Raw genomic sequence first — 11671 nt, forward strand, 5'->3', positions numbered from 1 at the left:
CGACTCCGTGCCCGATGTCGTCGGCTACCCGACTCCGTGCCCGATGTCGTCGGCTACCCGACTCCGTGCCCGATGTCGTCGGCTACCCGACTCCGTGCCCGATGTCGTCGGCTACCCGACTCCGCGATTCAGCCAGATGACCTCGCCAGTGTCGCCGCCGCCGCGGTAAGGCTCCAGCGCCTCATCCCACGCGGTGCCCAACACCGAATCCAGATCGGAAGCCAGCATGTCGGCCCCGGCTGACATCAACGACCGCAGACGCTGCTCGCCGATCATGGTGTCGCCGTTGGCGCTCATGGTGCCGCTCCACAGACCCAGCGTCGGGGTGTGACACCACCGGTGTCCGTCGACACCGGCGCTCGGGTCCTCGGTCACTTCGAAGCGCAGCACGGACCACGACCGCAACGCGCTGGCCAACTGGGCACCGGTACCGACCGGCCCCATCCAGTTGGTCACGGCACGCAGCTGCCCGGGCATGGCAGGTTGGGGCGTCCACTTCAGGTTCGCCCGCGACGACAGGGTCGACGAAAGTGCCCACTCCACATGCGGGCATACCGCCGCTGGAGAGGCGTGGACGTAGACCACGCCTGTCGTCGCGTCGGCGAATTGGTTCGACGCACGCATCATCTGCTCCTTCGGTTCCGCGAGGGACGTCTTCCCCAACGACCTGCAGATCCGATCAAGCATCACAAATTGTGTGCCGCGCGTGTCTATTGTGCCCTGTGGGACTGATGTTGCGCTAGTCTCCGCCGAATTCTCTCAGGACCAGCTCAGAAACGCCACGCCGAAACAATCGCCGGGCGCACCGGGTTGGGTCATTTTATGGTCTACGCGTGACTGCCCTGGACCGGTTCTTCGAGATCTCCGCACGGGGGTCGACCATCGCCACCGAGCTGCGCGGCGGGGTCGTGACGTTCATCGCGATGGCATACATCCTCGTGCTCAACCCGATCATCTTGTCCGGCACCGCCGATATCGCCGGCCACAAACTGGCCTTCCATCAGGTTTCGGCGGTGACGTCCCTCGCGGCCGGGGTCATGACCATCATCTTCGCCGTGGTCGCCCGGATGCCGTTCGCGTTCGCCGCCGGGCTCGGCATCAATTCGTTTCTGGCCAGTTCAGTGGTGAGCATTGTCACCTGGCCTGAAGCCATGGGCCTGGTGATCGTCGAAGGTCTCATCATCGTCGCACTCGCGCTCACCGGCCTGCGGCGGCTGATCTTCGACGCCGTGCCCATGCCGCTCAAGCTCGCGATCACCGCCGGTATCGGGTTGTTCATCATGTTCATCGGTCTGGTCGACGCTGGGTTCGTGGCCTCAACCGGTCATCCGTCGCCGCCGCTCGGTCTCGGCTCGCATGGGACCGGTTCGGTCAGCGCAGTGCCCACCCTGGTGTTCGTATTCACTCTGCTGGTGACCGGAATCCTGGTGGCGCGCAAGACGCGCGGCGCCATCTTGATCGGGCTGATCACCGGAACCGTGGTGGCTGCTGTCATCGAGGCGATCTGGCACCTCGGGTCGGTGACCGAGCATCCCGGCGGCTGGAGCCTGTCCGTGCCAACGCTCTCCGGGTCGCCGTTCGCCATGCCCGACCTGGCCCTGGTCGGACAGTTCAACCTGGACAGCTTCGAACGAATCGGTGTGCTGGCCGCCTGCATGTTGGTCTTCACCCTGCTCTTCACCAACTTCTTCGACGCCATGGGTACCTTCACGGGGTTGGGCCGACAGACGGGCCTGGCCGACGAGCACGGCAACTTCCCGCGACTGCAGTCCGCACTGGTTGTCGAGGGCACCGGCGCCGTGCTGGGCGGGGCGGCCTCGGCGTCGTCGAACACGGTGTTCGTCGAATCGGGCACCGGCATCGGCGAGGGTGCCCGCACCGGACTGGCCAGCCTGGTCACCGGCGGATTGTTCTTGGCCGCAATGTTTTTGACGCCACTGGCGGCTATCGTGCCGTCCGAGGTGGCCGCGGCCGCGCTGGTGATCGTCGGCACTCTCATGGTGTCGGTGCTGCACGATATTGATTTCTCGGAGTTCTCCGTAGCACTGCCGGTGGTGCTCACGGTCGCGGTGATGCCGTTGTCCTACTCCATCGCCAACGGGATCGGCGTCGGCTTCATCGCCTGGGCGGTGCTGAGGTCAGCATCAGGTAAAGCGCGTGAGGTCAGCCCGCTTTTGTGGATCGTGGCCGTCGGCTTCGTGTTCTTCTTCGCGCGCGGGTGGATCGACAACGTGATCGGTTTCATGCGCTGAATTCGGCCAGTACGGCCTCGGACAAATGCGGCCACAGCTGGTGCGTCCACTCGCCGAAGTCCCGGTCGGTCAGCACCACCAGCGCCAGGTCTGCCGCCGGATCAACCCAGATGAAGGTGCCGGACTGGCCGAAGTGCCCGAACGTCCGCGGCGAATTGTCGGTAGCAGTCCAGTGCGGAATCTTGCCGTTGCGAATCTCGAAGCCCAGGCCCCAGTCATTGGGTCGCTGTCGGCCGAATCCGGGCAGTACTCCGTCCAGACCCGGGAACTGCACGGAGGTGGCCTCCTCGTGCATCTGCGCCGAGACCAGGGACGGCCGGAGCAGCTCCCCAGCAAAGCGGGCCAGATCGTCGACGGTCGACTCACCGCCGTATCCGGCGGCTTCAGCACCGCCGATCAAGACCGACGACGCCATCTGCAGCGGTTCGAAGACCGCGTCGTTCAGATAGTCACCGAACTCGATACCCGCGGCTTGTTCCAGCGCGACGGCCAACAGGCTGAATCCGGCATTGGAGTAGATCCGCCGGGTTCCGGGTGCGGCGATCACGTCGGTGGACTGCATGGCCACCCCGGAGGCGTGCGCCAGCAGGTGGCGCACCGTCGATCCGGCCGGGCCGGCCGGCGTCTCGAGGTCGAAGACGCCCTCCTCCACCGCGACCTGCGCAGCGCGCGCGACGAGCGGTTTGGTGACGGACGCGAGCCGAAACCGGCGGGCGGTATCGCCGCGGGTCGCCAGCACGCCCGACGGCCCGGTGACCGCGGCCGCCACAGCCGGAACCGGCCACCGAGTCAGGGCTTCGAGCGCACTCACACGTGTAAATCTATCCAAGTCACGGCCAGTGAACTGGGGTAGGCAGCACCGGGGTTCCCGTTCGGCAACCCAGAAATCAGACATCAGTTTGGACACCATTCCAACTACGCGCGAGAGGCATTAAGTTATAGCCATGAGTCAGACAGTGCGTGGTGTGATTTCCCGGAACAAGAAGCAGCCCGTCGAGCTGGTCGACATCGTCATTCCCGATCCGGGACCCGGCGAGGTCGTGGTGGACATCATCGCTTGCGGCGTGTGCCATACCGACCTGACCTACCGCGAAGGCGGCATCAACGACGAGTACCCGTTCCTGCTCGGCCATGAGGCTGCCGGCACCATCGAGTCGGTCGGCGAGGGCGTAACCCACGTCGCGCCAGGCGATTTCGTGATCCTCAACTGGCGGGCCGTGTGCGGCGAGTGCCGAGCCTGCAAGCGCGGCCGCCCCCACCTGTGCTTCGACACCTTCAACGCCACCCAGAAGATGACGCTGACCGACGGCACCGAGCTGACCCCGGCGCTGGGCATCGGCGCCTTCGCCGACAAGACCCTGGTCCACCAGGGCCAGTGCACCAAGGTCGACGCCGCAGCTGACCCGGCCGTCGCGGGCCTGCTGGGTTGCGGCGTGATGGCCGGTATCGGTGCGGCCATCAACACCGGCAACGTCAGCCGCGACGACACCGTCGCTGTCATCGGCTGCGGCGGCGTGGGTGATGCGGCCATTGCCGGCGCGGCACTGGTCGGCGCTAAGCGAATCATCGCGGTCGACACCGACAACAAGAAGTTGCACTGGGCCCGTGAGTTCGGGGCCACTCACACAATCAATGCCAAGGAACTCGACGTCGTCGAGACCATCCAGGACCTGACGGACGGCAACGGCGCCGACGTGGTGATCGACGCCGTCGGCCGGCCGGAGACCTGGAAGCAGGCGTTCTACGCCCGCGACCTGGCAGGAACCGTTGTGCTGGTTGGCGTTCCGACTCCGGACATGACACTGGAGATGCCGCTGGTGGACTTCTTCTCCCGCGGCGGCGCGCTGAAGTCGTCCTGGTACGGCGACTGCCTGCCCGAGCGCGACTTCCCCACCCTGATCAGCCTGTATCTGCAGGGCCGGCTGCCGCTGGACAAGTTCGTCAGCGAGCGCATCGGCCTGGAAAGTATCGAAGACGCGTTCCATGCCATGCACGGCGGCGAGGTGTTGCGTTCGGTGGTGGTGCTGAAATGAGCGCCATCCAGCGCGTGGTCACCAGCGGCACGTTCACCCTGGACGGCGGCACCTGGGACGTCGACAACAACATTTGGCTGGTCGGTGACGACAAGGACGTCGTCGTGTTCGACGCCGCGCACACCGCCGCGCCGATCATCGAAGCGATCGACGGCCGCAACGTGGTCGCGGTGGTCTGCACGCATGGTCACAACGACCACATCACCGTCGCGCCGGAGCTGTCCAGCGCGCTCGATGCGCCGGTGCTGCTGCATCCGGCCGACGAGATGCTGTGGCGGGTTGTCCATCCCGACAACGACTTTCACATGGTCGCGGAAGACCAGGTGCTGACCGTCGGGGGCGTGGAGATCCGAGCCATCCACACTCCGGGGCACTCCCCCGGTTCGGTGTGCTGGCACATCCCGGACCTGGATGCGGTGATCTCCGGCGACACCCTGTTCCACGGCGGACCCGGGGCGACCGGCCGGTCGTTCTCGGACTTCCCGACCATCCTGGCGTCCATTTCGGAGAAGCTTGGCAAACTGCCCCAGGACACCGTCGTCTACACCGGCCACGGCGACACCACCACCATCGGCGGCGAGTTGGTCAACTACGACGAATGGGTGGCGCGCGGGCACTGATTCTGCCGCCGTTTCGACAGGTAACCGCCAGTCATCGGCGTTACCGTTGGGCATGCCGCAGTCCAGCGCGTTACCACCGCTTGAGCCGACCGACAGCTCACGATGGTTGCGCGCTGGATTGCGCACGGCGACCGCCCTTTTCGAGCAAGCCGCCGACGTCGTGCCCATCCCGACGCCGCCGCACCCGATCGTCGTCGCCGAGTACGGTGCCGGCGACGGGCACAACGGCCTGGCACCGATCGCGACGGGCGTCGCCGCCCTGCGTCGACGGACCCGTCCCGAGCACGCCATCGCGGTCATCCACACCGACACCGCCGATAATGACTTCACCGCGCTTTTCCATACCCTGCAACATCATTCGGACAGCTACCTGCGCACCGACCGGGCCACCTTCTGCTCAGCGGTGGGCCGGTCCTTCCTGACTCAGGTACTGCCGGCGGAGAGCGTGCACCTTGGTTGGTCGTCATGGGCCATCCATTGGCTCAGCCAGGTACCCGCACCGATCCTGGATCATCTGCAGGTGTCATTCAGCGCCGACCCCTCGGTCCGCGCTGCCTATGCCCGACAGGCTGCGCACGACTGGCACGAATTCATCGCGTTCCGGGGCCGCGAGCTGTGCCCCGGTGGCCGCTTGGTGATCCTGGCGATGGGTCAACACGAGAACGACACCTTCGGGCTGGGGCCGTTGCTCGATGCACTCACCGCGATACTGTCCGATCTGCGCACGCAAGGCCTGATCTCCGATGAGGAACGCCGCGCCATGAGCATCCCGGTGGTGGGCCGCTGCGAGCGCGACTTCCTGTCACCGTTCGCACCGTCCGGGCGGTTCGAGCGACTTCGGATCATCCACCTCGAGGTGACCGACGCTCCGGACCGGTTCTGGGCCCAGTACCAGATCGACGGTGACGCAGAAGCTTTCGCGACGAACTGGACGGCGTTCGCGCAAGCGGCCGTGTTCGGCACCTTCGGCGCAGCACTGGCGTCTCCCGAACAACGCGCCCATATCCTCCAGCGGGTGCAGACCATGCTCATCGAACGACTGGCGGCTGCACCCGAACCGATGCCGATTCCGATGGCCTACCTCGTGGTGGAGAAGCAGCCCCGCTGAATGCAGCTACCGGATGGTGCCGGCCCCCGCGATCAGCGGCAGATCCAGTGGGGTGACCCAGCCCGGCGGTAAGTCGTTGACCGCAGGCACTGCATTGAGTGCGCGCAGCCCGGTGGACAGGCAGCCGGCCGCGGCGGCGTCGCGCCCCGAGCCGTCGGTGAATCGGAAGGCGGTCTCCTGGAAGATGCTCGGGGTGCCCTCGATGTCCACGCGGTACACGTCATTGTCATTGCCTGAAGGCCAGTCCGGGGCGGCATCCTGGCCGATCCGGTTGACATGCTCCAGCTGAATTCTGGTTTCGCCCTTGTAGATACCGTTGATGGTGAACCGCACCGCTGCCACGTTGCCGGGCTCGATGACGCCCTTGACGGTCTTGCGCGGAGTGTCGGTCACCCACTTGTCCCAGGTGGTGGTGATCTCGTCGAGCTCGATGCCGGCGGCGTGTGCGATCATCGGAACCGTTGCGCCCCAGGCGAAAATCAAAACCTCGGGGGTCTGCAGCAGGGGCCGGTGCTCGGGCGGACGCCCGATGCCCATCTCGAACTCGTAGTCGCCCTCGTAATTGGTGTAGTCCAGCAACTCGGACGCGCGAACCTTCCGCACCTCCGAGCACAAGCCCATGAGCGTCATCGGGAAAAGGTCGTTGGCGAAGCCTGGGTCGATACCCGTTGTGAAACACGATGATTGGCCCTCCGCGCAGGCCTGCTCGATGGGCTGGGTCCAGACCGGCGGGTTCAGGTGCATGGCCGGCCACACCCACGGCGTCATTGCGGTGGAACATACGTCGATACCGGCCCGCAGGAATCGGGTGATCAGCTTGATGTTGTCATCGGCATGCGCGGCCGTCGGGCCATAGTGCACCAGGGCGTCGGGCTTGAGGGCGATCAGCGCATCGACATCGTCGGTGGCCGTGAGCCCCAAAGGTGCTCCCAGTGCACAGATTTCGCCGATATCGCGGCCTACTTTGTCAGGGTTGCTGACACCGACGCCGACCAGCTCGAACAACGGGTGCTTGACGACCTCGGCGATCACCATTTTGCCGACGAACCCGGTACCCCAGATGACAACTCTCTTCACGGCTTCACCCTAGGCCGGTAATCAACGCGCCGTTGGGCTTTCGCGACAGAGCACGATCAGCTGCAGCGGCGCAGCGCGTCGTCCGGCCGGCAGTACAGCGGGAATTTGTCGACGGGGATCGGCAGCGGCTCTTTGAAGGTCAGGGTGAACGGCACCTTCTTGATGGCAGGCTGCACGGCACCGCCACATTCTTCGGTGTTGGTGATGGTGCGGGTGCCCTGCCAGGTGGTGTCATCGAACGCATATGTCTCGGTGATGGCCGCCTTGCTACCGTCGGGGCAGGTCAGCCCGTCCCCCCGGGGCTGGGTGAACGTCCACAGCCCACCGGTCAGCCGGGCGTCGCCGCCGTTGACGAGTTCGCTGGGGTTAGGGGCGATGTGGATGGTGCAGCCCAGCGGCAGTTCGTAGTTGACGCGCAGGTCTCCGACCGTTTGCGCGCAGGTCGGGTAGATGGTCCACTCAACCGGCGGCAGACCGTCCTGGTGATAGGTGTAGACGCCCTGCACGAAATTCTCGGCGTGCGCGGGAGCCGCCGTCCCGAGGACCACTCCAGCGACAACACAGCCGACACCCGAAACCGCCGACACGGCGCGCTTGATCATCACTCGACGAGTATCGCAGGCGATGAATGTGCGACGTGAGAAAGTCGCGGGTATGGGTTCACTCAGTGGGAAAGTTGCATTGATCACCGGCGCGTCCGCGGGCCTGGGCGCCGCCACCGTCAAAGTTTTCGCCGAACGCGGCGCATCGGTCTTCGGTATCGCGCGCGATGCCGACCGCATGGCAGCCGTGTTCGCCGAGGCTTACGGCGATCAGCCCGGCGGCAATTATTCATCGGTAGACATCTCCACCGCGCAGGCCTGCCGTGACGCGGTCGACGCCTGCATCGACGCATTCGGACGGCTAGACGTCCTGGTCAACGTCGCGGGATTCCACGAGATGCGGCACACCGTATCGACGACCGACGATGACTGGGACCGCGACCTCGCCGTGAACCTCAACGGCCCGTTCTATCTGTGCCGGGCGGCGCTGCCGCACCTGCTGACCAGCAGCGGCAACATCGTCAACGTGGCATCGATCGCCGGAGTGGAGGGCGAGGTTTACTCAGCTGGTTACTGCGCCGCCAAGCACGGGCTGGTCGGCCTGACCCGCGCCTTAGCCGTCGAGTTCACCAAGGAAAAACTGCGGGTCAACGCGGTGTGCCCGGGCGGCATGCTGACCGCACAGGTCACCGATTTCGCCGCACCCGCAGATGCCGACTGGGACCTGATCATGCGCATCGCAGCACCGCGTGGATTCATGGACCCGCAGGACGTCGCGAAAGTCATCGCGTTCCTCGCCAGTGACGACGCCGCGGCGATCCACGGATCGGTGTACCGGGTCGACCACGGCAAGGGCGCAGGCTGACCGAAACCCGTCAGCAGACGTTCACGCGATAGACGTGCGGGCGAGGTTCAATCCGAAGGGTGACCGATTCCTGGTTGTCCGAATCCGCCCACACCCACACTGACTCGGTTGATGACGAGGACATTCGAACCGGATTGCGCACCGACGAGTTGCGCCAGGCGGTCGAGGACCACCTGCTCTACTCCATCGGCCGGCCCACTTCGGTGCTGACTCCCGAGCACTACTTCCGGGCACTCTCGCTTGCTGTGCGCGACCGCATGCAAGAGCGCTGGATGGCAAGCACGCATGCCTTCCTGGACCTCTCCCGCAAGGTGACCTGTTACCTGTCGGCCGAGTTCCTGATGGGCCCCCAGCTGGGCAACAATCTTCTGAACCTGGGCATCGAGCAGCAGGCGCGCGAGGCGTTGGCGGCGCTGGGCTACGACCTCGACGACGTGCTGGCATGCGAGCCGGAGCCTGGGCTGGGCAACGGCGGTCTCGGCCGTCTCGCAGCCTGCTACCTGGATTCACTGGCGACCCTGGAGCGCCCGGCCATCGGTTATGGCATCCGCTACGAGTTCGGCATCTTCAAGCAGGAGATCCACGGCGGCTGGCAGGTGGAGAAGACCGACAACTGGCTGGCCAACGGAAACCCTTGGGAGATCGCCAAACCCGATGTGAACTACCCCGTCAACTGGGGCGGCTACACCGAGTCCTATCTGGACGAGCACGGCAACTACCGGGTGCGCTGGATTCCCCGGCAGGTGCTCAAGGGCATCTCGTTCGACACTCCGATCCAGGGCTACGGAGTCAACACCTGCAACACCCTCACCCTCTGGAGCGCGCGGGCCATCGAGGCCTTCGCGCTGGACGCGTTCAACAGCGGTGACTACTACCGGGCCGTCGAGGACGAGGTGAAGTCCGAGACCGTCACCAAGGTGCTCTACCCCAACGACGAACTCGAGGCCGGAAAACATCTGCGGCTGCTACAGCAGTATTTCTTCGTGTCCTGCTCGCTGCAGGATGTACTGCACATCTTGGAAGATTTGGCGCACCTTCCGGCGACCGCCCTGCCGGAGCAATTCGCCCTGCAGCTCAACGACACTCATCCGTCTATCGCCGTCGCCGAACTCATGCGGCTGTTGGTCGACGAGCGCGGGCTGAGCTGGGACGCGGCCTGGAACATCACGGTTGCCACCTTCGGCTACACCAACCACACCCTGCTCCCGGAGGCGCTGGAAACCTGGCCCCTGGCGATGTTCAAAGAGTCACTGCCGCGGCACCTGGAGATCATCTACGAAATCAACCGCCGCTTCCTCGACGAGGTCGCCGCGAAGTTCCCCGGCGACACCGACCGGCTGCGCCGGATGTCGTTGATCGGCGAGGACAACGGCAAGAGTGTGCGCATGGCGCATCTGGCCACGGTCGGCAGCCACGCCATCAACGGAGTCGCTGCTCTGCACAGCGAATTGCTGAAATCTAGTGTGCTCAAAGACTTTTACGAGCTGTGGCCCGAGCGCTTCAGCAACAAGACCAACGGCGTGACGCCGCGCCGGTTCCTCGCCTTGTCCAATCCCGGGTTGCGCGAACTGCTCGACGACACCCTCGGACCGGGCTGGCTGACCGACCTGAGCAAACTCCGAGAACTGGAGCCCTACGCCGACGACCCCGGTTTCGGCGAACAATGGCGGGCGATCAAGCGGGCCAACAAGGCTCGGCTGGCGGACTACATCCGCACCACCACCGGCATCGAGCTGAATCCCGACTGGCTATTCGACATCCAGGTCAAGCGCATCCACGAATACAAGCGCCAGCACCTCAACGTGCTGCACATCGCCACGCTGTACCGCCGGCTCAAGGCAAACCCGGACCTGCAGATCGCGCCGCGGGCGTTCGTCTTCGGCGGTAAGGCCGCGCCAGGGTATTTCATGGCCAAGCGCATCATCCGGTTGATCAATGCGGTGGCCGACACGGTCAATGCCGACCCTGCGGTGAATCGCTGCCTGAAGGTGGCATTCGTCCCCAACTTCAACGTGCAGAACGCCCACCTGATCTACCCCGCCGCCGATCTGTCCGAGCAGATCTCCACTGCGGGCAAGGAAGCGTCCGGCACCGGCAACATGAAGTTCATGCTCAATGGCGCGCTGACCATCGGAACGCTCGACGGCGCCAACGTCGAGATGCGCGACGAGGTCGGTCCGGAGAACTTCTTCCTCTTCGGATTGACCGAGCAAGAAGTCGAGGCGGTCAAGCGGGGCGGCTACCGGCCCGGCGACTATCTGGAGAAGGACGCCGAACTGAGCTCGGCACTGAACCTGATCGCCGACGGCACGTTCTCCGGCGGCGACACCGACGTGTTCCGGCCCCTGGTCGATTCACTGCGGTTCAATGACCCGTTCCTGGTGCTCGCCGACTACGCGTCGTACGTGGCCTGCCAGGACCGGGTCGACGCCGCGTGGCAGAACACCGCGGCCTGGACCCGGATGTCGATCCTGAACACCGCGCGCAGCGGCAAATTCTCCTCAGACCGCGCGATCACCGAGTACTGCGACGACATCTGGGATGTCTCGGCAGTGACCGTGCGCTAACTCACAGCCCTAGTGGGCAAGGGCGGCCAGCATGTCGTGCCGCTCCGGACAGTAGGTGTTGAAGGCGGCGTTGACGAACTGATACGCCTGCTGCTCGCTGTTGCTGCTGCGCGGCAGCTGATTCTTCACGAACGCGGCGGAGTCGGTGGCGGTGTGGTCGACACCGTTGTCCAGACGCTGGCAGGTGATCTTGCCGATCCAGGCGTTGTAGTCCTTGGGCCCATAGATGCCGTAGGTGTGGAGTTCGTTGGCGAAATCGGTGTCCGGATCAGCGTGCGCGGGGATCGCCAGCGCGACCGCGGCCACCACAGCGCCTGCCGCACCCGCGGCCCTGACCAGCATGCTTGCCTTCATGCCCCGGATTGTATGCCAGCTCATGGCCATCTGCGTCAACTCCCTGAAACACTGTTTGTTCGACTGCTCAATGCTGTTGGACCGCTACGTATTTGGTCCGATCCGCTGCGCACCAGCGGACCAAGGTGCTAGGCGCCGCTCGCTTCGATAGGCTCCCGTGATTAACTTAACTGGTCTAATCTATCAGTTAAATAATCTAATCTGTCGCAGTTGGAAATTCAGAGGAACGGGGAACAGATGGTGGCGATGCGCC

11 protein-coding genes are annotated in these 11671 nt (G+C 64.8%); 6 read left to right on the forward strand and 5 right to left on the reverse strand.

Features of this window, described 5'->3' with window-relative positions:
- Positions 1-111 precede the first annotated feature (111 nt).
- Entirely contained in the window at positions 112-624 is a 513-nt protein-coding gene (locus M2432_RS16695; protein WP_280827942.1) for a DUF3145 domain-containing protein, read from the reverse strand.
- A gap of 209 nt (positions 625-833) precedes the next feature.
- Here M2432_RS16695 and M2432_RS16700 point away from each other — a divergent pair, with 209 nt between their 5' ends.
- Positions 834-2252, forward strand: a complete 1419-nt coding sequence (locus tag M2432_RS16700; RefSeq protein WP_280827943.1) for an NCS2 family permease — start codon at positions 834-836, stop codon at positions 2250-2252.
- Here the strand turns inward: M2432_RS16700 and M2432_RS16705 are convergent.
- Positions 2242-3063 (reverse strand): serine hydrolase domain-containing protein, encoded by an 822-nt coding sequence (locus tag M2432_RS16705; RefSeq protein WP_280827944.1) that lies wholly within the window; start codon positions 3061-3063, stop codon positions 2242-2244. The genes M2432_RS16700 and M2432_RS16705 overlap by 11 nt on opposite strands.
- 133 nt (positions 3064-3196) lie before the next feature.
- Here M2432_RS16705 and M2432_RS16710 point away from each other — a divergent pair, with 133 nt between their 5' ends.
- Genes M2432_RS16710 through M2432_RS16720 form a run of 3 tightly spaced genes read left to right on the forward strand, consistent with a single transcriptional unit; the run spans position 3197 to position 6013 of the window.
- A complete protein-coding gene (locus tag M2432_RS16710; RefSeq protein ID WP_280827945.1) occupies positions 3197-4285 on the forward strand; it encodes an S-(hydroxymethyl)mycothiol dehydrogenase in 1089 nt (362 codons plus the stop codon).
- Entirely contained in the window at positions 4282-4905 is a 624-nt protein-coding gene (locus M2432_RS16715; protein WP_280827946.1) for an MBL fold metallo-hydrolase, read from the forward strand. The genes M2432_RS16710 and M2432_RS16715 overlap by 4 nt, the downstream gene beginning before the upstream one ends.
- Before the next feature lie 52 nt (positions 4906-4957).
- On the forward strand, positions 4958-6013 hold the full coding sequence (locus M2432_RS16720) for an SAM-dependent methyltransferase (protein WP_280827947.1): 1056 nt from the start codon (positions 4958-4960) through the stop codon (positions 6011-6013).
- Between the two features lie 6 nt (positions 6014-6019).
- On the opposite strand, the gene M2432_RS16725 is transcribed toward M2432_RS16720, so the two are convergent.
- Positions 6020-7048 (reverse strand): dihydrodipicolinate reductase, encoded by a 1029-nt coding sequence (locus M2432_RS16725; protein ID WP_348536314.1) that lies wholly within the window; start codon positions 7046-7048, stop codon positions 6020-6022.
- A gap of 98 nt (positions 7049-7146) precedes the next feature.
- Positions 7147-7692, reverse strand: a complete 546-nt coding sequence (locus M2432_RS16730) for a hypothetical protein (RefSeq protein WP_280828084.1) — start codon at positions 7690-7692, stop codon at positions 7147-7149.
- 52 nt (positions 7693-7744) lie between these two features.
- Here M2432_RS16730 and M2432_RS16735 point away from each other — a divergent pair, with 52 nt between their 5' ends.
- Together M2432_RS16735 and M2432_RS16740 are read left to right on the forward strand one after the other, a co-directional pair.
- Positions 7745-8497 (forward strand): SDR family oxidoreductase, encoded by a 753-nt coding sequence (locus M2432_RS16735; RefSeq protein ID WP_280827949.1) that lies wholly within the window; start codon positions 7745-7747, stop codon positions 8495-8497.
- Positions 8498-8571: 74 nt separating this feature from the next.
- The gene (locus tag M2432_RS16740) at positions 8572-11064 is read left to right on the forward strand and encodes a glycogen/starch/alpha-glucan phosphorylase (RefSeq protein ID WP_280828085.1); all 2493 of its coding nucleotides are present in this window, start codon (positions 8572-8574) and stop codon (positions 11062-11064) included.
- Positions 11065-11073: 9 nt separating this feature from the next.
- Here the strand turns inward: M2432_RS16740 and M2432_RS16745 are convergent, their stop codons facing one another.
- A complete protein-coding gene (locus M2432_RS16745) occupies positions 11074-11418 on the reverse strand; it encodes a DUF732 domain-containing protein (RefSeq protein ID WP_280827950.1) in 345 nt (114 codons plus the stop codon).
- Positions 11419-11671 lie beyond the last annotated feature (253 nt).

This window comes from Mycobacterium sp. OTB74, assembly GCF_029892685.1.
GTDB lineage: Bacteria > Actinomycetota > Actinomycetes > Mycobacteriales > Mycobacteriaceae > Mycobacterium.